This is a genomic window from Vibrio cortegadensis, from assembly GCF_024347395.1.
Classification (GTDB): Bacteria; Pseudomonadota; Gammaproteobacteria; order Enterobacterales; family Vibrionaceae; genus Vibrio; species Vibrio cortegadensis.
This window is the reverse complement of record NZ_AP025472.1, coordinates 2822681-2843566: the sequence shown is the minus strand read 5'-3', so window position 1 is coordinate 2843566 and position 20886 is coordinate 2822681. Positions and strand designations below refer to the sequence as shown.

Sequence of the window (20886 nt, the reverse complement as noted above, 5' to 3'; positions counted from 1 at the left end):
TTATGCGTCCTCTTTGCTTGTTTCTACTGATGTTGGTTGGCCATCAGGTTTAAGCATTGCGATCACGAAATCCATTGAAGATTCGATTTTGCCTTGGTTTACCGCTGCCGCAGGATCAACGCTCTTCGGACAAACTTCAGAACAGTAACCGACGAAAGTACAGCCCCAAGCGCCGTTTTCACCATTGATAAGCTTCATACGTTCAGCTTTACCGTTATCACGGCTATCAAGGTTATAACGGTGAGCCATCGTTAATGCCGCAGGGCCGATGAATTCAGGGTTTAAACCAAATTGCGGACATGCTGCGTAGCACAGACCACAGTTAATACAGCCAGCGAACTGTTTGTATTTTGCCATTTGCGCAGGCGTTTGGTTATTTGGACCATCTTCTACAGTGCGGTCATTACCAATGATGTAAGGTTTAATTGCTTCTAAACGCTCAATGAATGGCGTCATATCAACGATTAAATCTTTCTCAATAGCAAAGTTTGCTAGAGGCTCAATGGTTACGCCATCTGGGTAATCACGTAGGAAGCTCTTACATGCTAATTTAGGAACGTTGTTCACCATGATGCCGCAAGAGCCACAAATCGCCATACGACAAGACCAACGGTAAGATAGGTCTTTGTCTAGGTTGTCTTTGATATAGCCAATTGCATCAAGCACTGACATGGTTTCATCAAACGGTACATCAAAAGATTGCATGTACGGTTCGTTATCTTTTTCAGGGTCGTAGCGCAGAATGTCTACTTTTTGGATACGATTTGCTGACATTATTTTTGCTCCTCGGCAGACTGTTCTTGGTTTGCTTTCGCTTCTTCAGCTGCGGCTTTCTCGGCAGCTTCACCATACAGACGTGCTTTTGGTTGCGATTTAGTAATAGTTACACCGCTGTAATCGATCGTTGGTGCAGCGTCTTCTTGGTAGAATGCTAAAGAGTGCTTGAGGAAGTTAACATCATCACGCTCTGTGCAACCTTCATCTAGACGTTGGTGTGCACCGCGAGACTCTTTACGAAGGATTGCTGAACATGCCATTGCTTCTGCAACTTCAAGGCCGTATCCCACTTCAATTGCATAAAGAAGGTCAGTATTGAATACTTTGCCTTTATCTTTAATGCTGATGCGTTTGTAACGTTCTTTTAGCTCGCTGATCTTATCGATCGTCGCTTGCATTAAATCTTCTTGACGGTAGATACCACAACCCGCTTCCATGGTGTGTCCCATTTCAGTACGGATTGTTGCCCAGTTTTCGTCGCCTTCTTGATTCATCAAACCTGCAATACGATCTTCAACCGCTTTTACTTGCTTAGCGATAGACTCATCGTTCCAGCCTTTGAATTCTGCTGCACGTTTCACGGCGTTTTCACCGGCAACGCGACCGAATACAACGAATTCTGCTAGAGAGTTAGAGCCAAGACGGTTTGCACCGTGAAGACCAACTGAAGCACATTCACCTACTGCAAACAGACCTTTAATGCGAGTTTCACATAGGCCGTCAGTTTCAATACCACCCATGGTGTAGTGAACGGTAGGACGAATTGGAATCGGTTCTTTTGCTGGATCAACGTTAACGTACGCTTTTGCCAATTCACAAATGAACGGTAGACGTTCTTGCAGGTAATCTTCACCTAGGTGACGAAGATCTAGGTGTACAACATCACCTAGTGCATGCTTGATTGTGTTGCCTTTTTGCTGCTCATGCCAGAATGCTTGAGATACTTTGTCTCGTGGGCCAAGTTCCATGTACTTGTTCTTTGGCTCGCCAACGGGTGTTTCTGGTCCCATGCCGTAATCTTGTAGGTAACGGTAACCATTTTTGTTGACGATAATACCGCCTTCACCACGACAACCTTCAGTCATCAAGATGCCTGTACCTGGTAAGCCAGTTGGGTGGTATTGAACAAATTCCATATCACGCAGTGGAACGCCGTGACGATAAGCCATCGCCATGCCGTCGCCCGTTACGATGCCACCATTTGTATTACAGTGGTAAACTCGACCTGCGCCACCTGTTGCTAATACAACAGATTTTGCTTTGATCGTAACCAGTTCACCTTCCGACATATGGATAGCGATAAGGCCTTGAACTTCGCCGCCTTCAACCAATAGGTCAACCACGAAGTATTCATCAAATCGGTTGATTTGATCGTATTTCATCGATGTTTGGAATAGAGTGTGAAGCATGTGGAAGCCAGTTTTATCAGCCGCGAACCACGTTCTTTCGACTTTCATGCCTCCAAATCGGCGTACATTGACGTCGCCGTTCTCTTTACGACTCCATGGGCAACCCCATTGTTCCATTTGAACCATTTCACGAGTTGCACTTTTTACAAAGTATTCAACAACATCCTGTTCACATAGCCAGTCACCACCGCCAACGGTATCGTTGAAGTGATTGTCTAGGCTGTCTTCTTCCTTGATAACTGCTGCTGAACCACCTTCTGCAGCCACCGTGTGAGAGCGCATTGGGTAAACTTTAGAAATCAGAGCGACCTCTAAGTCAGGGTTTGCTTCTGCGGCTGCGATTGCAGTACGTAAACCAGCGCCGCCAGCGCCGATGACTGCGATATCTGTGGTGATAGTCTTCACAGTTATCCTCCAGTGTATGTGAGTTTTAAATTAACTCACTTGTTATAGTAAAAGGCTTGCTTATCGAGTTTTTTAATAATAAGCCTTAAGTGGTAGTGGGTATTCTAAAAGAGCCATGTGAACAAAAAATTGATGCTGCTAGGTTTTTTCTTCGGTAGTGAAATCGTAAGCATACTATTTGTTTTTTGTGTGATTTGAATCACATTCAATTGTGGATTTATTGGATGGTAGCGTTAGAATTCGCATAACTTTTGTTTATGTGTAACTCGATATGATTGGTTCAGATTGGCAACCCTCCGCTTCAATAGCTAAATTACAACAACGTGCATTATTGCTGGCTTCAATTCGACAGTTTTTTGCAGAACGTCAGGTTCTTGAAGTTGAGACACCTGCGATTAGTCATGCAACCGTAACGGATGTACACCTACATACTTTTCAAACTGATTTTATTGGCCCTGGCTATGCTGACGGTAGCCATCTTTATCTGATGACCAGTCCTGAATTTCATATGAAACGCTTACTGGCGGCTGGAAGTGGTTGTATTTACCAGATAGGAAAAGCATTCCGTAATGAGGAGAATGGTCGCTATCATAATCCTGAATTCACGATGTTGGAGTGGTATCGCGTTGGATTTGATCATCATGATCTAATGGCTGAAATGGACGCATTATTACAGCAAGTTCTTCAATGTGAAGCTGCTGAGAAAATGACGTATCAGAACGCATTTTTACAGGTTCTAGGGGTTTGCCCACTTGAAGCGTCGATGCAGCAACTTAAAGTTGTGGGGAATGAATTAGGCTTGAGTGATATTGCGGAGCCTGAAGAGGATAGAGATACACTACTGCAACTTCTGTTCAGTGTTGGGGTTGAAAGTAAAATTGGATTGCAAGTTCCTGCCATTGTGTATGATTTCCCTGCGTCACAAGCGGCATTGGCTCGAATTAATAAGCAAGATCCGAGAGTTGCCGATCGTTTTGAAGTCTATTTCAAAGGTATTGAGCTTGCGAATGGTTTTCATGAGCTTGATGATGCAAAAGAGCAATTGGCTCGGTTTGAAGCGGATAACCAAAAACGAATTGAAATGGGATTACAACCGCAGCCGATAGATCATAATTTGATTGCGGCGCTGGAGGCTGGATTACCAGCATGTGCGGGCGTTGCTCTGGGGATTGATCGCTTAATTATGCTCGCGTTGAATTGTGATCACATTGATGATGTCACGGCATTTCCGTTCCCAAAAGCCTAGTCATCGGTCAATATAGTGTGACTGATTAAAGCCATTGCACTTAGTGTGTTATGGCTTTTTTTGTTTTCAGTATTCGATTTCTAGCTCACTAATATTCCCGTTCCGACAACGGCTAAAATCGCCCCGCACCATGCATATCGATTGGGTCTTTTTTTTGTATATACCCAGAGAAGAGGCAACAGCATGATAGGTGTGGTAGAAGAGAGCAGGGCGACCATTCCTACGTTTCCTTCTTGTAGCGCATACAAAATCAGAGTCATCCCCACGGCCATTGCTAAAAAGCCATTGAGAGCGGTGATACCTAACATCTTTCCTGTCATTGGGTTTATTGGACGAGCCAACTTCGCGCCACTGAGACGGAATAGACTGTGGGCAAGAAAAGCGGTGATCATACGAATGGCGGATGCCGCAACGGGATCGATACTTGTTTGCATGACGGGTTTGGCAATAATTCCCCCTAAAGCTTGGCATATCGCGGCGGTAAGACCTAATCCTACGCCCACCCAAATCTTCCCTTTGATTGATTCCAGTTCATGGGTATTCGCTTTTTTTCCGAAGAAAATGGCGGTGATGACTCCTAAGAAAACCAATACGGCCCCAACAAGCTCAGTGCCTTGCATGGTTTCGCTAAATAGGAAGTACCCTAAAATGGCAGAGAAGACCGCATGGCAAGAGAATAGAAGCCCAGCTTGCCTTGGACCCATTCGATTTAAACAAGCGAAAAGAGCGGTGTCACCGATAAAAATGCCAATTAAACCTGACAGCATCATTGGAGTGATAAGGTGAGGTTCAACGCTTGACCACCCTCCAGTCGCAAAAGCCATGGATGAAAGAATTAAAGCGGTGCAACCCATACGCCAACGGCTATAGGCAAATGTTCCAAGATGACGAGCAGGAGAGACAGATAATAGGCTTGAGATCGCCCATAGAAAAGCCGCTGCAAGCGCTAACCATTCAAATCCCATGTGAACAACATCCTTGTGATTGGGATAAATTAGCTCATAAATATGCATGAAACCGAGCTGAGAACAAAGCGATTCTTATGAAAAGGATCGCTTTGTTTCAGTCTCGGTAGCGGTATTACGGATATTAAAAGATGTACGTTTGGGCGTTATACCTTAAAACGTTCCACATCTTGACGCATAGATTCAGCGGCTTTGCTCATATCGTTCGAGCTATTACGGCTACTCTCTGCTTGATGGGCAAGATCGTCAGAAGCATCTTTAATACCTTGGGTGTTACGGCTGATATCTTCACTTACCGCGCGTTGCTCTTCGGCAGCACTTGCGATTTGTAGAGCCATATCATTGATTTCAGTGATTGCTTGAGTGATTTTGGTTAAGCTGCCATGTGCTTGCTCAGCAAAGCCAACGCTGTTCTCTGCCAGTTGAGTACTGGTTGTCATGCTTTCAACGGCATGTTCAGTATTCTTCTGCAGAGTATCAATCATAACGCGGATCTCTTCTGTTGAGCCGTGCGTTCTTTGGCTGAGTACTCGTACCTCATCAGCAACTACAGCAAAGCCTCGACCTTGCTCACCAGCGCGAGCCGCTTCGATTGCCGCATTTAATGCAAGTAAGTTGGTCTGCTCAGCAATACCTTGGATGGTTGATAGGATCTGGTTGATGCTTTGCGCGTTACTTTCTAGTTCTCGAATAACGTTAGCGGCATCTTCTACCTGAGTTGCAAGACCAGTAATCGCATCACGGTTTTGTTGAATCACCTCTTGGCCTTCATTACATGCGGTTGCTGATGCTTGAGACGCTGATGCGGTTAATTCTGCGTGGCTTGCTACTTCTGCCGCCGTTGCTGACATCTCATGGATAGCCGTTGCTATTTGATTGATATCGTTTTGCTGGTTTTCAACTCGAATTGAAGATTGAGTGGCCAGTTGATTCGCTTGCTCGGCATGATTGTTTAAGTCATGGCTGTGCTCAATGACTCCTTTTAGCATGCTCTGCATTTGGCTTAAGAACTGGTTAACAAGCTCGGCAAGTTTTCCAATCTCATCCATGCGAGTAATATCAATACGCTGAGTCAGATCGCCTCGGCCCTGTGCGAGTTGAGTGAGTGCTTCAGATAGAGTTTGTAATGGGTAAAGCAAGCGGTTGATGACCATGGTACTTGCGATTGAAATGACGATGTACAAAATAAATGAAGTTAGCGCGATGAACTGGATAGCATCAGATACCGCAGAAAACGCCATCTCTTTATCGATAACAATACCCAGTGACCAATCGGTATTCGGTACATTGGCGATGTAGATCATCTTCTCATTCTGTTTAGGCCAAGCGAGAGTCGTGATCGTTTGGTTTTGAATCAGTTGTGAAACTTTGCTTGCCGTAAGTTCAGGGTTCAGACTTGTTAGTGGTTTTTGGCTTAACTCTTCATCACTGTAAGCCACGATGTTGTTGTTACCATCGACCAAGAATGCAAAACCATCGTTATCAAGTTTTACGTTAAGAACGGCATCAATAATGCTCGTCACGGTTAAGTCAGCGGCGAGAACACCTTTTTGTTCACCGTTAAATGCTTTGGCGAAACTGATGACAATGCTGCCATCAAAGTCTTGATAAGGTTCAGTAATAATGAGCCCTGACGCTGCATTTGCATCTTTATACCAAGGGCGAGTTCGTGGGTCGTAGCCTGCTGGCCAATCTTCACCCTTATCACCGTATGCGATAGTGCCATCACTAAACCCGGCGTAGACAGATAAGAATTGCCCCGCTTGCTTGGTGATGAGGAGTTCGCGATCTGAATTTTCATTGCTAGAAACGGTTGGTTCATTCGCAACCATCATATCGCTACGAATAGAGAGCCAATCGGCAATATAGTTGGTTGTACTTACACTTACATTCTTCATTTCTTGGCTAATCGCAACTTCAGTCTCTTGGGTGAGCTGATTGACGGAAATCCAAGCTTGAGCGCCACTAACTACGGCGATAATAACCGCTATTGCGATTTGAATTTTAAATTTGATGGTATGCCTCAAGGTCTATTCCTCCCTCTTAGAAAATCGATAGTCAAAATGATGCATGGTGCTGGTGGATGCGTGATTGACGCGCGTGTAGTGTCGTTGTATTGATGTATAAAAAATGTGTTTAGAATCAAATAAATCCAAACCTATAAGCGGTTTGTTGGATAAAATGTGAAGCGAAATCACAGTTGTCTATTAAATTAAAATCGCGGTTATGTAGGCTTATAAATGTTACATGCTCATTCAAGCCTACGTATATCCCACTATTGATAATTTAGGTAATAATGAGGGCGGCAATATAAACAATGAGTAAGCCAATTACGCCCATGATTAAACCTGTTTTTGCCATGTCCTTACTTTCGATAAGTCCTGTTGAATAAGCCAAAGAGTTTGGTGGCGTAGAGACCGGAAGGATCATCCCTAATGACGCAGAGAAGGCGACAACAACCAGTAAACCTTGCAATCCACCAATGCTGACTAAGCTTTCCATTGATGCTCCAATCGCGGCAGCAATGGGCATTAATAAGTTGGCGGTGGCGGTATTTGACATGAAGTTCGCCATTAACCAACAGATTATCGATAAGGTGAAAACCACTGACATTGGAGAAAGAGATTCATAATCAATAGCGTGAGCAAGCGCTGCGGCTAGGCCTGTTTTATCTAAACCGATCCCGATAGCAATACCGCCTGCAACTAACCACAATACATCCCAGTTAATCTGCTTAAGTTCCTCTTTGCCCATGATCCCAGTCAGCGTAAATACGGCTAGCGGGATAATGGAAACCACATAGGTATTCATCCCATGTAGCTTAGTCGTCATCCATAGAATAATGGTGGCCGCAAAGGTGACATAGACGACGATCGCGCGCCAACTCTTCTTGAATTTTCCGTCGAGTTTTAAAATCATCTCTTTCTCTGACGATGGAAAGAATTTCTGCAATAAAAACCAAGCGATGGTGAGTTGGATAATGACGAAAGGTAGCCCCATCATCATCCATGAAAGGAAATCGATACTGTTTTCACCGGTTAAATATTGAAGAGCGATGGCGTTTGGAGGGGTTCCTATTGGTGTGGCTATGCCACCTGTATTCGCGGCAATCGGAATACATAAAACCAATGCTTTTATACCTAAATCACCTCTTGGTGCAGACGCGACGATGGGGCCGAGTAGCGCCAGCATCATAACCGTGGTCGCGGTATTGGACATAAACATAGAGAAGACAGCAGTGATCAACATGAGCCCAAGCATAATAAAGCGAGGCTGGGTACCAAAAGGTTTGAGTAACACTCGGGCTAAGTTGTTGTCGAGTTCATATTTGGAGGCTGCAATCGCAAGAGCAAATCCCCCCATAAATAGAATAATAATAGGAGACGAAAATGCACTGAATATGTCGGTGTATTTCATTAACTCTCCAAGATCATGTCCCGCAGGGGGCGATCTAAAAAGATGAAGCCCTTTGTCTGAGATCATCACTAGCTCTAAAGCGATAATGAGAATTGAGGTGGCAAATACGGGAACAGGCTCAAGCACCCACAAAAGAGCGGCAAGTAGGAAAATAGCGAGTAGCCGATGCTGAATTAAAGTGAGGTCGTCGATAGGGATAGCATCTATTGGCATAAAGAGCACAGCTAAGGGGATTGAAAAGCAGACTAGCAGCTTCAACAGCACTCCTGAACGTAATTTCGGCATAGATGACCAACCTCATAAATAAATGAACTCAAAATAGAATAAATTATCAACGATTTAGGTACCTAGACGGGAGTATGACTTTTACAAACTTGTAGCATATTTCGGTGAGAGGTTTGTCTTTGGTCAAGAAAATGAACTGATGCTTTTATCGATAGATATAAAAAAGTTGATACCGAAGTACCAACTTTTTAAAGAGAGTTAAGGATGGTTGGTTACGCTTGTGTCTTATTTTCAGCACTCTTAATGTGTGCGTAAGCGGTACCCATTACGGTCGCTTCACCATTTTTCATTGATTCATCAAATTGAATCGAATCCTTAGCAAAAAGGTTGATAACAGTAGAGCCAAGTTTAAAGCGGCCCATTTCTTCACCTTTCTTCAAGCTCACAGCGGTATTGCCTTCTGATGGATAGTCCCATTTGTAAACGGAATTACCGCGTGGAGGGGTGATGGTTCCCGCCCATACTTGTTCGATGCTTCCTACAATGGTTGCGCCTACAAGAACTTGAGCAAGAGGACCGAATTCAGTATCGAAGATACAGACAACACGTTCGTTACGAGCAAATAGATTCGGAACATTTTCTGCAGTTAATGGATTGACTGAGAAAAGGTCGCCAGGAACATAAATCATCTGGCGAAGCGTACCGTCACATGGCATGTGAACACGGTGGTAATCGCTTGGCGATAAGTAAAGTGTCGCAAATTCACCATCTTTAAACTCTTCAGCAAGGTTAGCGTCGCCGCCAAGTAGCTCCTGTGCTGAGTAATTGTGGCCTTTCGCTTGAATTAACTGACCGTCAGTAATTGGTCCGAATTGACTAACGCGAGCATCTGCTGGGTGAGAAATTACCGTTTCACCTTCAGCGATTGGGCGCATGCCTTCTTTAAGCTCACGGACAAAAAATTCGTTGAACGTTTTGAAATGTTTAGGATCGCTGTGCAGAGCTTCATCCATGTTGACTTTGTATTGCTTAATAAACCAATTAATAATCGCGGTGGTTAAAGCGCCTGCTTTTGCAGATGCAATTTTACCGACTAGGCGAGTTAGCCCGTGCTGTGGAATACAGTATTGCAATCCAACTTTGATTTTATCCATGGTGCGAGTTTCCAGTGCTCTATGTTTAGGTTTTAAAAGAGGATGCCCAGCCTACAATGAGTAGGCGTGGTATCAGTTGTTCATAATATGGTGCTTATTTACCGATATTCTAGTCTTAGAGGTCAGCTTTTTTTCCACGAGAATACTGACGATTCGCTTTGTTTTCACCCATGCTTTCGATGATGCGGTGATAATTATCAAATCGTAGCTTGCTTATTTTCCCGCTTTCTACGGCTTCTCTTAGGAGGCAACCAGGATCGTCCATGTGCGTACAATCTCTAAATTTGCATCCCCCTAAATATGGGCGGAACTCGATGAAAGCTTCTGTGATCTCTTCGGGTTCAAGGTGCCATAAACCGAACTCTCGAACTCCAGGGGAGTCAATTAAATCACCACCAGATGGAAAATGGTATAAACGAGCAGCCGTCGTAGTATGTTGACCAAGCCCTGAGTTTTCAGAAACCACGCCCTCTTCAATATCGAGAGTTGGCATTAATGCGTTAACCAGACTGGATTTACCTACGCCTGATTGACCTACGAAAATATTAATTCTGCCTTTAAGTTCAGCTTCAAGCTCAGGAATGCCGTAGCCAGACTCTTTACTGACAAGAAGCACTTTATAGCCAATTTTTTCATAAGCTTTTAATGTTTCTTGGTATTCAGCGATCTGCTTCTCTGTGAGGAGGTCGACTTTATTAAGTACGACAAGTGGGGCTATGTTTACTGTTTCTGATGCAATTAAGTAGCGGTCAATAATGTTAAGGGATAGCTCTGGTAACACGGCTGATACAATGATCATTTGGTCAACGTTTGCTGCAACAGGCTTTAGGCCATCATAGTAGTCGGGGCGAGTTAGCATTGATGTTCTTGGCTCAACGGCTTCAACAACACCAGAAATACCAGCCATTGATTCCAGACCTGCGCGCCAAATGACCTTGTCGCCAGACACTAAAGTTTCAATACTACGGCGTAAGTTACAGCGGTGAACTTCATTGGTTTCTAGATCTTCAATGTCAGCATGTTGCCCAAAGCGAGTAATCACTAAACCACGTTTAGTGCCGCCCAGCATGTTTTCGTCCCACTGAACAGAGTCTTCTTTTTTAAGTCGCTTATTCTGGTTGCTGCGTACGCGTCGTACTTGACCTTTGGTTAACTTTTTCTTTTTAGCCACAATTTTCCACTTAACACATCTAAATTGATGATTGAGTACTCAACGCTATGTTATTGACACTACGATATTTCGGTCGTGCTAAACCTAGTTTGAGTATACATATTTGGGTATAGTACCTCTTTTATACCTAAACAAATAGGCAGCTCCCTTATGTCCTTTAGCGATCAGAACTTAATTTGGGTCGATCTGGAGATGACAGGCTTAGATCCTGAAACTCATAAAATCATTGAAATTGCATCCATTGTTACCGATAGCGAACTAAATATTCTAGCAGAAGGGCCTGTTTTGGCTATTCACCAATCTGATGATGAATTAGCGAAAATGGATGAGTGGTGTACGACAACGCATACCGGTAGCGGCTTAGTTAAGCGAGTTCAAGAGAGCCAAGTCACCGAGCAAGATGCAATTGATCAAACGATCGCGTTCTTAGAAAAATGGGTCTCAAAAGGAAAATCGCCAATTTGTGGGAATAGTATTGGGCAAGATCGTCGCTTCCTTTACAAACATATGCCTGAATTAGAGCAATACTTCCATTACCGTTATATCGATGTGAGCACTTTGAAAGAGCTGACTCGTCGTTGGAAACCAGAGGTTCTTGATGGCTTTTCAAAAACAGGTAGCCATTTAGCACTGGACGATATTCGTGAGTCGATTGCGGAATTGCAGTACTACCGTAAAACAATTATTAGTATCTAGTTGATTGTAAAAGCGGGTTTTATGGTACGCGTCATGGTTACACTTGGTTAAAAAATGCGTTTTTTGCATGCTTTTCCATCAAAATAGTAGAAAATTAATTTTTTTTGAAGGAAGGACTTGCATCACAAAAAAATGCTCTTATAATTCGCAGCCCTGAACGACGAAAGACGTTTCAGTTTGCGATACTAGCTCAGTTGGTAGAGCGCAACCTTGCCAAGGTTGAGGTCATCGGTTCGAACCCGATGTATCGCTCCAATTTTTCTCTTTGAGTTTTGCTCAGAAAGAATAGAAAAGAGTCATTGTCTTAAACAATGCATCCGGACGCGGGATGGAGCAGCTTGGTAGCTCGTCGGGCTCATAACCCGAAGGTCGTAGGTTCAAATCCTGCTCCCGCAACCACATTTAGATTGAACGCTTTAGCGGTCGATCATGCGATACTAGCTCAGTTGGTAGAGCGCAACCTTGCCAAGGTTGAGGTCATCGGTTCGAACCCGATGTATCGCTCCAATTTCTCTCTTTGAGCTTTGCTCAGAAAGAGTTGGAAAAGCGTCATTGTCTTAAGCAATGCATCCGGACGCGGGATGGAGCAGCTTGGTAGCTCGTCGGGCTCATAACCCGAAGGTCGTAGGTTCAAATCCTGCTCCCGCAACCACATTTAGATTGAACGCTTTAGCGGTCGATCATGCGATACTAGCTCAGTTGGTAGAGCGCAACCTTGCCAAGGTTGAGGTCATCGGTTCGAACCCGATGTATCGCTCCAATTTCTCTCTTTGAGCCTTGCTCAGAAAGAGTTGGAAAAGCGTCATTGTCTTAAACAATGCATCCGGACGCGGGATGGAGCAGCTTGGTAGCTCGTCGGGCTCATAACCCGAAGGTCGTAGGTTCAAATCCTGCTCCCGCAACCACATTTAGATTGAACGCTTTAGCGGTCGATTATGCGATACTAGCTCAGTTGGTAGAGCGCAACCTTGCCAAGGTTGAGGTCATCGGTTCGAACCCGATGTATCGCTCCAATTTCTCTCTTTGAGCCTTGCTCGGAAAGAGTTGGAAAAGCGTCATTGTCTTAAGCAATGCATCCGGACGCGGGATGGAGCAGCTTGGTAGCTCGTCGGGCTCATAACCCGAAGGTCGTAGGTTCAAATCCTGCTCCCGCAACCACATTTAGATTGAACGCTTTAGCGGTCGATCATGCGATACTAGCTCAGTTGGTAGAGCGCAACCTTGCCAAGGTTGAGGTCATCGGTTCGAACCCGATGTATCGCTCCAATTTCTCTCTTTGAGCCTTGCTCAGAAAGAGTTGGAAAAGCGTCATTGTCTTAAACAATGCATCCGGACGCGGGATGGAGCAGCTTGGTAGCTCGTCGGGCTCATAACCCGAAGGTCGTAGGTTCAAATCCTGCTCCCGCAACCACATTTAGATTGAACGCTTTAGCGGTCGATTATGCGATACTAGCTCAGTTGGTAGAGCGCAACCTTGCCAAGGTTGAGGTCATCGGTTCGAACCCGATGTATCGCTCCAATTTCTCTCTTTGAGCCTTGCTCGGAAAGAGTTGGAAAAGCGTCATTGTCTTAAACAATGCATCCGGACGCGGGATGGAGCAGCTTGGTAGCTCGTCGGGCTCATAACCCGAAGGTCGTAGGTTCAAATCCTGCTCCCGCAACCACATTTAGATTGAACGCACCCGCGGTCGATTATGCGATACTAGCTCAGTTGGTAGAGCGCAACCTTGCCAAGGTTGAGGTCATCGGTTCGAACCCGATGTATCGCTCCATTTTCTTATCAAGAGAGTGGATACAGTTAATATCGCTCTTTCTAATGCTGTGAAAGCATAAATCCCAAATAAACATTAAAAATTCACCCTTCGGTGGATATTTTTTTGTCTTTATCTTTTCAATAACCATTGAAATGCTACTTATACACACGGTGATCTGATGATTTACTGTGGTCTTTGTATATTCGTTAACAGACTTACCCACAAAAAATTAGCTGTGGATAAGTTGGTTGATAAGGTGTTTTGTTGCGTGTGTTTGATTTTTCGTTTAAAAGATCTTTTTGTGGCAAATAGGTTGTCATATCGGCAGGGATTTCTTTATCTTATTGTTTTTTAAGGGTTTGGTCGGTTTTTATTCGACATTTCCCCTCTGTATTAAAGATCATTAACTTGTTGTTTTTTGATCCTAATCATTTCTTTAGACTGTGTTTAACTTTTCTAAGCGTATATCAAACCGTCGCTATTAAATTTATTGTCCACATTTGTGGTTTTGAGATGAATATCAAATATTGAGAGAGGGTTTTGTGCAAAAGACAGCCTTAATCAAGCTCGAAATTAGGCGTCCCTTGGTAAACCTTTTTGAACGATACGAATAAGCCTCTGCTTTTTCGTACTATGGCGGGCGCTATCTACTGGAAGCTGCTGTAGCTGTTGTTGAATAGCCCACTGAATATGAGTATCCAGAACATCACTTAGCCCGAACTGCGACTCTAAAGCTTCTACAATCGCAAGCTTGTACGGAGCATTACCTAATGCGATAGAGATGTTGCGTAGCCACTGTAGATGCCCGATACGACGAATCGCGGAACCTTCCATTTTTTTGAGAAACATATCTTCATCCCAGCTAAATAGCGAGAGAAGATCGGGTTCTTCAAATGAGGTTCGGCGGTGGAAATCTGTTTGGTCTGTTAAATCAGAAAATCGATTCCACGGGCAAACTAGCTGGCAATCATCGCAACCATAAATACGGTTTCCAATAGCGGCTCTAAACTCTTCAGGAATGACACCATCAAATTCAATGGTTAAGTATGAAATGCAGCGGCGACCATCAACGATTTTCTCATCGACGATAGCGTTGGTTGGGCACGATGTGATGCAGGCTTTGCATTTACCGCACTCATCTTCGCTTGGGGTATCAACAGGCAGAGGAAGATCGATCAGTAGTTCTCCTAAGAAGAACCAAGAACCCGCTTCTTTATCTAGTATGAGTGAGTGTTTTCCTGTCCAGCCGAGCCCCGCCTTTTGAGCCAATGGCCGTTCAAGGATCGGCGCTGAATCAACAAAAGGGCGATGTCCAAACTGTCCGACTTCTTGCTCAATAAGCTGTCCTAGCTTTTTGAGTTTGTTGCGAACCAATTTATGGTAATCACGCCCGAGTGAGTATCGACTGATATACCCAAGGTTAGGATCACTCAAGTTAGAAGCAAACATAGCTTCAGGTGGCAGATAGTTCATTCTTGCGCTGATGACTCTTACCGTTCCCGGTAACAGTTCATCTGGTCGAGCTCGCATCATGCCATGACGCGCCATCCAATCCATATCTCCGTGGTAACCATTATCTAACCACTTCTGTAATGGACCTTCATGTTCTCGTAAATCAACATCGCAGATCCCTACCTTTTGAAACCCTAATTCACGGGCCCAAATTTTAATTTGAATCGCTAGTTGATCGTAGTTCATGAGTGGATTGCTCTGAAAAAATGGGGTCGGATCTTAACGGATCTTCAACTTAGAATCTAGAATCATTTATTGAGTTAATCACTTTTGCTAGAGAAAATGCTGATTAACGAAGGAAAGTCATGAGTATCGTAAATAAAGTGACATTTTTACGGATTACTTACACTTGATATCTTGTCTCTCAAAACCAACAAGGTTTACTATTCGTACTCTTTTGATTTTTATATAGTCGACAGTCAATATTTAGAGAATGTATCTATGAGCACAAAACAATTCACCTTGAAAGATGAACAGGCAACCATTCAAATGGGCAATGCGCTTGCTGGCATTTGTTCTCAACAAACAACCATTTATCTACATGGTGATCTTGGGGCTGGAAAAACAACATTTAGCCGTGGATTTATTCGCGCTCTTGGACACGATGGTAATGTAAAAAGTCCAACCTACACCTTAGTGGAACCTTACCAGTTAGCTGATTGGCAAGTGTATCATTTTGACTTATATCGTCTTGCCGATCCTGAAGAGTTGGAATACATGGGGATTCGTGATTATTTTACTGACGATGCTATTTGCTTGGTAGAGTGGCCAGAAAAAGGGCAAGGACTATTACCGCAAGCGGATTTAGATATTGAATTACGTTATGACGACCAACAGCGAGTGGCGTTATTAATGGCAAATAATGATTATGGTCGAGTTTTATTAAGTCAATTGGAGCTATGTTGATCAGCATACGAATTCCAGCAGTTGTTATTGCTGCTATCACTTTCCTACTTAGTTTCTCAACTTTAGCGTCTGCCAATGCGCTTGAAGGGCTGCGAGTGTGGCCCTCTCCAGATGAAACTCGTGTTGTCATTGATTTAAAATCTGAGGCTGATTTTAGCTATTTTACTTTAAGTAGTCCCAGCCGCTTAGTGGTCGATCTGAAAAAGACATCATTAAGCACAAAGTTACCGCTAGTGGTCTCTGATAGCCCAGTGTTGTCAAAAGTGAGAAAAAGCAGCGCTCCAAGTAAGGGGACGTATCGCCTCGTTTTTGAATTAAAGAAGCACTCTACTCCTGAGTTATTCAAACTCAGCCCGACTCCAGGTGGCCAATATGGGCACCGTTTAGTGGTCGATTTTCCACATGGTAAAACAGCAGTTAAAGGCAAGGTGCCATCGAAGCCTGTGGTGAATAAAGACATCTCACAAATTCAGCGCAAGAAAGATATTCTGATTGTGATCGACCCTGGCCATGGGGGAGAAGATCCCGGCTCTATCGGGCCGTCTAGAAAATACGAAAAGAACGCGACATTAAGTATTTCAAAGAAGATCGCAGCACAGTTAAATGCGATTCCTGGTATCAAAACACGTCTAACACGTAACTCAGATTACTTTGTGAACCTGAATCGTCGTGTTGCGATTGCACGTGAAAATGATGCCCACCTGCTGATCTCCATTCATGCTGATGCCTTTACTACGCCTAAGCCGCGTGGTGGCTCTGTGTTTGTGTTAAATACAAAGCGTGCCAATACCGAAATTTCGCGTTGGGTCGAAAACCATGAGAAACAGTCGGAATTACTGGGTGGTACGGGAACGGTTCTCACTAAGAATATTAATGATAAAAATGTAAACCAAACCTTGCTTGATTTACAGTTTAACCATTCTCAGAAAGAGGGGTATAAGCTGGCGAAATCTATTTTATCTGAGATGGGAAAAGTCGCTAAACTGCATAACTCTAAGCCGATTAATACCAGCTTGGCTGTTTTACGCTCACCGCAAATCCCTTCAGTTTTAGTGGAAACTGGCTTTATCTCTAATCCAACTGAGGAGCGTTTACTTTTCCAACGTTCTCACCAAGATAAATTAGCGAGGGCGATTACCCAAGCGGTGGTTCGTTATGTTCAAGCTAATCCTCCAGAGGGAACCATTTTAGAGGCTCAAGGAAAAGCGGTTAAGCATAAAGTCAAAGCCGGTGAGTCATTATCGGTTATCGCGAAGCGTTACGGGACATCGGTAGCCACAATAAAATCCGCTAACCGATTAAAATCGTCCGGCTTAGCTGTTGGGCAAGTATTAACGATTCCGGGATACTCCATGCCGACCGTTGTGCCTAAAGCGAAAAACCCAATAGAGACGAAGACGGTGACGCATATCGTTCGAAAAGGGGATTATTTAGGCAAAGTAGCAAAACGCTATAAAGTGAGTGTCGCGAGCATTAAACGAGAGAACCGACTTAAATCGGATACGTTGAAGTTAGGGCAAAAACTAAGAATTACAGTGAGTTTGAAAGATCTTCCGCTTAGAAAACACAAAGTTAAACGCGGTGAATTTTTAGGTAAGATCGCCACTAAATATGGTGTTACGGTAAATAGCCTTCGCCAAGCGAATAAGTTGCGCTCCGATTCACTAGCGGTTGGCCAAGTGCTAATCATACCGAATAAGTAGGCGGCTTCTTACGATGACAATTAAAATATTACCCGCCCGGTTAGCCAACCAAATTGCCGCAGGTGAAGTGGTAGAAAGACCAGCCTCAGTCGTGAAGGAGTTGGTTGAAAATAGCTTGGACTCAGGTGCGACTCGAATCGACATCGATATTGAGAAAGGCGGAGCTAAGCTCATTCGGGTGCGCGATAATGGTAAAGGCATTGTAAAAGATCAATTGGCTCTGGCGTTGAGTCGACATGCGACCTCTAAGATTCATACTCTTGATGATCTTGAAGCGATCATTAGTTTAGGTTTTCGTGGAGAAGCGCTAGCCAGTATCAGTTCCGTTGCTCGCCTGACGATGACTTCTCGACCTGCCACGCAAGATCAAGCTTGGTCGGCGTACAGTGAAGGCCGAGATATGGCGGTAAAATTACAGCCAACGGCTCACCCAATTGGCACCTCTGTTGAAGTATTGGATCTCTTCTTTAACACGCCTGCTCGCCGTAAGTTCTTACGCACTGAAAAAACAGAATTTACCCATATCGATGAATTGCTTAAACGCATTGCTTTAAGTCGTTTTGATGTGACGATCAATCTTCGTCATAACGGGAAAATGATCCGTCAATACCGAGCATCAAAAAACGATCTCCAAGCAGAGAAGCGTATTGCAGCTGTGTGTGGGGCCTCTTTTGTTCGTCATATGCTTAAAATTGAGTTGGAGCATCAAGGGCTAAAGCTTCATGGTTGGGTAACGACGCCTGAAGGGGCTAGGCAACAAAGTGATTTGCAGTACTGCTATGTGAATGGTCGAATGATGCGTGACAAGCTGATTAATCACGCAATTCGACAAAGTTATGCCACCAGTTTGAAGCCTGAGCAGTTTGCTACTTATGTTCTATTTATCGAAATAGATCCCCATCAAGTCGATGTGAATGTACACCCTGCAAAACATGAGGTTCGCTTTCATCAAGCTCGCTTAGTGCATGATTTCATTTATCAGGCTTTAACTAGTGCCTTGGCACAAAGTGAACATATTGACGAGCCTAGAGTCACAGAATCAGCCTTTCATCAGGAGGAGTGCGAGACTCAGCGTGCTGAGGTGGCAGGTGCAGAGCTTTCTGCATCCGAACGTGCAGCAGAAGTGATAGATCAAATGCCTTCTTACCCCGGTAAAGCTGAGAGTGAACGATCGCCTTCGGTTGCTGATGGAGTGAGTGAATCTTACCCGAATCGAGATTGGGTAACTAAACCTCATCATGCAACCCAAAACCCTCAGCCTCATAGCACTAAGAATCTAAGTTCTGGTTCTCAAAGTTCGTCGCATCAAAGCTCATCGTATCAAAGCTCGTCGCATCAAAGTCCATCGTCTCAAAATACAGCGCTTTCTAAAGATAAGCGTTACCACGCTCAACCTGCGCCATCAAAGCAAGAAGTACGCGCTTACCATCAGTTAATGAAAACGACTGAAGGTGAAGGTGCGTTTCAGGATCCAAAAGATCAGAATGAAGTCGTTACTGATGGGAAGGCGAGCTCTGAGGCGAAGAATCAGCAAGAGATTGTCGAATTAGGCAAAGCACTCTGCGTTGTTGAGCAGCAATATTTGGCGATGGGCTCAAAATCGGGTTGTTTGCTCGTATCACTGATTCGTGGTGAGTGGTTGCGAGTTAGAGGCCAACTTAATACAAGTGTGAATCCCTTAACGAGCCAACCACTGTTAGTGCCGTTATCGATAAAGCTTGGTAAAGATATGATAGTGCTGGTTGAAGCGAATCAATCTTTATTAGGGACATTTGGTATCCAGCTTAAAGCCAGAAATTACGAAACAATACTGGTTATGGGGGTTCCGCAGCCATTAAGGCAGCAAAACCTGCAACAGTTGATCCCAGATCTGTTATCTTATCTGCTCTCAGACGATCAAGTGAATGCCGATTCGTTAGCTTCTTGGCTGGCAAATCAAATAACACAAGTAAAAAGCAGCTACACTTTATCTGAAGCAATTCAAATTGTTGCGGAACTCGAACAGCTTTGGCAAGGTCAATTACCATTAGACGATATAGATTTCGTTAAACCGATTGATTTTTCAGCCACCGTTGCAGCATTTAAGCTGTAAACGGTAAGCTATTGATTAAAAATATAAATAAAAAAGTGAACATGAATCAGAAGTTACCTTTAGCGCTATTTTTAATGGGGCCAACAGCATCAGGAAAAACGGATCTTGCGATACGTTTACGCCAAAAGTATCCAGTCGAAATTATCAGTGTGGATTCTGCATTGATCTACAAAGGGATGGATATTGGAACCGCGAAACCTGATGATCAAGAGCTCGCGCTTGCCCCTCACCGTTTGATCGATATATTAGATCCTAGCGAAGCGTATTCTGCCGCCGATTTTCGACGCGATGCATTGGAAGCAATGAATGATATTGTTTCTGAAGGTAAAATACCGTTATTGGTTGGCGGTACAATGCTATATTACAAAGCATTACTTGAAGGTTTATCACCACTTCCAGCGGCCAACCCTGAAATACGTCATCAAATAGAACAACAAGCGCTGGAGAATGGCTGGGCAGCGTTACATGATGAATTAAAAGCGATCGATCCTGTATCTGCAGAAAGAATTCATCCAAATGATCCACAAAGGTTGTCTAGGGCATTGGAAGTTTACCGAATTTCAGGTAAAACTCTAACTGAGCTTACTCAAGTGAAAGGTGAAAGCCTGCCATTTAGAGTAAAACAATTTGCGATAGCTCCCAAGGAAAGGGCAGAACTCCATCGTCGTATTGAATTACGTTTTGATAAGATGCTAGAGGCTGGGTTTGAAGATGAAATGCGTACTTTGTATGCCCGAGATGATCTTCATCCAGATCTTCCATCGATTCGATGTGTTGGATATCGACAGATGTGGGACTATTTAGATGGGCAGTGCGATTTAGATGAAGCGGTATTCCGTGGTGTCTGCGCTACTCGTCAATTGGCCAAGCGACAAATCACCTGGTTACGCAGCTGGGATGATTTAACTTGGTTAGATAGCGAAAACATTGAACAAGCGTTAGAAACTCTTTCAGATGCAATAGCATCCGATTGAATTAGCTGTGTATAATGTGATCGTTTTTGCGTGAATATACCCTGAAGGATCTGTCATTAAGATTTAACAATGATCCTTAATTCTAAATGACAATAGGGTGTTTATTATTCATTTAGCTCAGATGCAAAGGCCGCACACTTTTTAGTGCACCACTAGCTAAATAATTACAACTAAAAAATCAAATAAGGAAAATAAAATGGCTAAGGGGCAATCGCTACAAGACCCATTCTTAAATGCTCTACGACGTGAGCGCATTCCAGTGTCTATCTACCTTGTGAATGGCATTAAGCTACAAGGTCAGAGCGAATCTTTTGATCAATTTGTGATCTTGCTGAAAAATACAGTTAACCAAATGGTATACAAACATGCGATTTCAACTGTTGTCCCAGCTCGAGCAGTGAGTCACCATACTGCAGAGCGTCCAGCAGATCGCCCTCAAGAGAAGTCTGAAGATTAATATTCAAATCTCAAAAGTAATAA

The 20886-nt window shown here is 43.8% G+C and carries 15 protein-coding genes and 13 tRNA genes; 20 read left to right on the top strand and 8 right to left on the bottom strand.

Features of this window, described 5'->3' with window-relative positions; all coding sequences use genetic code 11:
* Together OCV39_RS13240 and frdA are read right to left on the bottom strand one after the other, a co-directional pair.
* Entirely contained in the window at nucleotides 1-774 is a 774-nt protein-coding gene (locus tag OCV39_RS13240; RefSeq protein WP_017053386.1) for a succinate dehydrogenase/fumarate reductase iron-sulfur subunit, read from the bottom strand.
* Nucleotides 774-2591, bottom strand: a complete 1818-nt coding sequence (gene frdA, locus OCV39_RS13235; RefSeq protein ID WP_017053387.1) for a fumarate reductase (quinol) flavoprotein subunit — start codon at nucleotides 2589-2591, stop codon at nucleotides 774-776. Before frdA ends, OCV39_RS13240 begins: the two co-directional genes overlap by 1 nt.
* Nucleotides 2592-2865: 274 nt before the next feature.
* Here frdA and epmA point away from each other — a divergent pair, with 274 nt between their 5' ends.
* Nucleotides 2866-3837 (top strand): elongation factor P--(R)-beta-lysine ligase, encoded by a 972-nt coding sequence (gene epmA, locus OCV39_RS13230; protein WP_261889521.1) that lies wholly within the window; start codon nucleotides 2866-2868, stop codon nucleotides 3835-3837.
* 80 nt (nucleotides 3838-3917) lie between these two features.
* On the opposite strand, the gene OCV39_RS13225 is transcribed toward epmA, so the two are convergent.
* The 5 genes from OCV39_RS13225 to rsgA all read right to left on the bottom strand — a co-directional run bounded on the left by OCV39_RS13225 (nucleotide 3918) and on the right by rsgA (nucleotide 10769).
* Nucleotides 3918-4802: a DMT family transporter gene (locus OCV39_RS13225; protein ID WP_113798993.1), complete on the bottom strand. Its 885-nt coding sequence runs from the start codon at nucleotides 4800-4802 to the stop codon at nucleotides 3918-3920.
* A gap of 146 nt (nucleotides 4803-4948) precedes the next feature.
* Nucleotides 4949-6829 (bottom strand): methyl-accepting chemotaxis protein, encoded by a 1881-nt coding sequence (locus OCV39_RS13220; protein ID WP_136995689.1) that lies wholly within the window; start codon nucleotides 6827-6829, stop codon nucleotides 4949-4951.
* A 259-nt stretch (nucleotides 6830-7088) separates the two neighbouring features.
* Nucleotides 7089-8504: an SLC13 family permease gene (locus OCV39_RS13215; RefSeq protein ID WP_113798989.1), complete on the bottom strand. Its 1416-nt coding sequence runs from the start codon at nucleotides 8502-8504 to the stop codon at nucleotides 7089-7091.
* 212 nt (nucleotides 8505-8716) lie between these two features.
* Complete coding sequence (asd, locus tag OCV39_RS13210) at nucleotides 8717-9598, bottom strand: archaetidylserine decarboxylase (RefSeq protein ID WP_017053392.1); 882 nt, start codon at nucleotides 9596-9598, stop codon at nucleotides 8717-8719.
* A gap of 115 nt (nucleotides 9599-9713) precedes the next feature.
* A complete protein-coding gene (gene rsgA / locus OCV39_RS13205; RefSeq protein WP_136995692.1) occupies nucleotides 9714-10769 on the bottom strand; it encodes a small ribosomal subunit biogenesis GTPase RsgA in 1056 nt (351 codons plus the stop codon).
* Between the two features lie 150 nt (nucleotides 10770-10919).
* Between rsgA and orn the strand changes: the two genes are divergently transcribed.
* The 14 genes from orn to OCV39_RS13135 all read left to right on the top strand — a co-directional run bounded on the left by orn (nucleotide 10920) and on the right by OCV39_RS13135 (nucleotide 13237).
* A complete protein-coding gene (orn, locus tag OCV39_RS13200; RefSeq protein ID WP_017053394.1) occupies nucleotides 10920-11465 on the top strand; it encodes an oligoribonuclease in 546 nt (181 codons plus the stop codon).
* A gap of 179 nt (nucleotides 11466-11644) precedes the next feature.
* Nucleotides 11645-11720 (top strand) — tRNA-Gly (locus tag OCV39_RS13195).
* 67 nt (nucleotides 11721-11787) lie between these two features.
* Nucleotides 11788-11864: transfer RNA gene (locus OCV39_RS13190), tRNA-Met, on the top strand.
* Nucleotides 11865-11896: 32 nt separating this feature from the next.
* Nucleotides 11897-11972: transfer RNA gene (locus OCV39_RS13185), tRNA-Gly, on the top strand.
* A 68-nt stretch (nucleotides 11973-12040) separates the two neighbouring features.
* Nucleotides 12041-12117, top strand: a tRNA-Met gene (locus OCV39_RS13180).
* A 32-nt stretch (nucleotides 12118-12149) separates the two neighbouring features.
* A tRNA-Gly gene (locus tag OCV39_RS13175) sits at nucleotides 12150-12225 on the top strand.
* 68 nt (nucleotides 12226-12293) lie between these two features.
* Nucleotides 12294-12370, top strand: a tRNA-Met gene (locus OCV39_RS13170).
* A gap of 32 nt (nucleotides 12371-12402) precedes the next feature.
* Nucleotides 12403-12478: transfer RNA gene (locus OCV39_RS13165), tRNA-Gly, on the top strand.
* Nucleotides 12479-12546: 68 nt separating this feature from the next.
* Nucleotides 12547-12623, top strand: a tRNA-Met gene (locus OCV39_RS13160).
* A 32-nt stretch (nucleotides 12624-12655) separates the two neighbouring features.
* Nucleotides 12656-12731, top strand: a tRNA-Gly gene (locus OCV39_RS13155).
* 68 nt (nucleotides 12732-12799) lie between these two features.
* Nucleotides 12800-12876, top strand: a tRNA-Met gene (locus OCV39_RS13150).
* A 32-nt stretch (nucleotides 12877-12908) separates the two neighbouring features.
* Nucleotides 12909-12984: transfer RNA gene (locus tag OCV39_RS13145), tRNA-Gly, on the top strand.
* Between the two features lie 68 nt (nucleotides 12985-13052).
* Nucleotides 13053-13129 (top strand) — tRNA-Met (locus OCV39_RS13140).
* A gap of 32 nt (nucleotides 13130-13161) precedes the next feature.
* Nucleotides 13162-13237: transfer RNA gene (locus OCV39_RS13135), tRNA-Gly, on the top strand.
* Between the two features lie 555 nt (nucleotides 13238-13792).
* Here OCV39_RS13135 and queG read toward each other — a convergent pair.
* Nucleotides 13793-14917: a tRNA epoxyqueuosine(34) reductase QueG gene (gene queG, locus OCV39_RS13130; RefSeq protein WP_261888602.1), complete on the bottom strand. Its 1125-nt coding sequence runs from the start codon at nucleotides 14915-14917 to the stop codon at nucleotides 13793-13795.
* Between the two features lie 255 nt (nucleotides 14918-15172).
* On the opposite strand from queG, the gene tsaE reads away from it, so the two are divergent.
* The 5 genes from tsaE (at nucleotide 15173) to hfq (ending at nucleotide 20863) form a co-directional block, all read left to right on the top strand.
* A complete protein-coding gene (gene tsaE, locus OCV39_RS13125; RefSeq protein ID WP_261888601.1) occupies nucleotides 15173-15637 on the top strand; it encodes a tRNA (adenosine(37)-N6)-threonylcarbamoyltransferase complex ATPase subunit type 1 TsaE in 465 nt (154 codons plus the stop codon).
* Complete coding sequence (locus tag OCV39_RS13120; protein WP_017051375.1) at nucleotides 15631-17340, top strand: N-acetylmuramoyl-L-alanine amidase; 1710 nt, start codon at nucleotides 15631-15633, stop codon at nucleotides 17338-17340. Before tsaE ends, OCV39_RS13120 begins: the two co-directional genes overlap by 7 nt.
* Nucleotides 17341-17353: 13 nt before the next feature.
* On the top strand, nucleotides 17354-19432 hold the full coding sequence (mutL, locus tag OCV39_RS13115) for a DNA mismatch repair endonuclease MutL (RefSeq protein WP_261888600.1): 2079 nt from the start codon (nucleotides 17354-17356) through the stop codon (nucleotides 19430-19432).
* Nucleotides 19433-19473: 41 nt separating this feature from the next.
* Entirely contained in the window at nucleotides 19474-20406 is a 933-nt protein-coding gene (miaA, locus tag OCV39_RS13110; protein ID WP_017051377.1) for a tRNA (adenosine(37)-N6)-dimethylallyltransferase MiaA, read from the top strand.
* A gap of 196 nt (nucleotides 20407-20602) precedes the next feature.
* Nucleotides 20603-20863, top strand: coding sequence for an RNA chaperone Hfq (gene hfq, locus OCV39_RS13105; RefSeq protein WP_261888599.1), 261 nt, complete (start codon nucleotides 20603-20605; stop codon nucleotides 20861-20863).
* Nucleotides 20864-20886: the final 23 nt, after the last annotated feature.

What these genes read in the sequence shown, in the direction of transcription:
- OCV39_RS13240 (WP_017053386.1), bottom strand. Translation starts at nt 774, where the DNA reads ATGTCAGCAAATCGTATCCAAAAAGTAGACATTCTGCGCTACGACCCT.
- OCV39_RS13225 (WP_113798993.1), bottom strand. Translation starts at nt 4,802, where the DNA reads ATGGGATTTGAATGGTTAGCGCTTGCAGCGGCTTTTCTATGGGCGATC.
- OCV39_RS13215 (WP_113798989.1), bottom strand. Translation starts at nt 8,504, where the DNA reads ATGCCGAAATTACGTTCAGGAGTGCTGTTGAAGCTGCTAGTCTGCTTT.
- asd (WP_017053392.1), bottom strand. Translation starts at nt 9,598, where the DNA reads ATGGATAAAATCAAAGTTGGATTGCAATACTGTATTCCACAGCACGGG.
- orn (WP_017053394.1), top strand. Translation starts at nt 10,920, where the DNA reads ATGTCCTTTAGCGATCAGAACTTAATTTGGGTCGATCTGGAGATGACA.
- queG (WP_261888602.1), bottom strand. Translation starts at nt 14,917, where the DNA reads ATGAACTACGATCAACTAGCGATTCAAATTAAAATTTGGGCCCGTGAA.
- tsaE (WP_261888601.1), top strand. Translation starts at nt 15,173, where the DNA reads ATGAGCACAAAACAATTCACCTTGAAAGATGAACAGGCAACCATTCAA.
- OCV39_RS13120 (WP_017051375.1), top strand. Translation starts at nt 15,631, where the DNA reads ATGTTGATCAGCATACGAATTCCAGCAGTTGTTATTGCTGCTATCACT.
- mutL (WP_261888600.1), top strand. Translation starts at nt 17,354, where the DNA reads ATGACAATTAAAATATTACCCGCCCGGTTAGCCAACCAAATTGCCGCA.
- miaA (WP_017051377.1), top strand. Translation starts at nt 19,474, where the DNA reads ATGAATCAGAAGTTACCTTTAGCGCTATTTTTAATGGGGCCAACAGCA.
- hfq (WP_261888599.1), top strand. Translation starts at nt 20,603, where the DNA reads ATGGCTAAGGGGCAATCGCTACAAGACCCATTCTTAAATGCTCTACGA.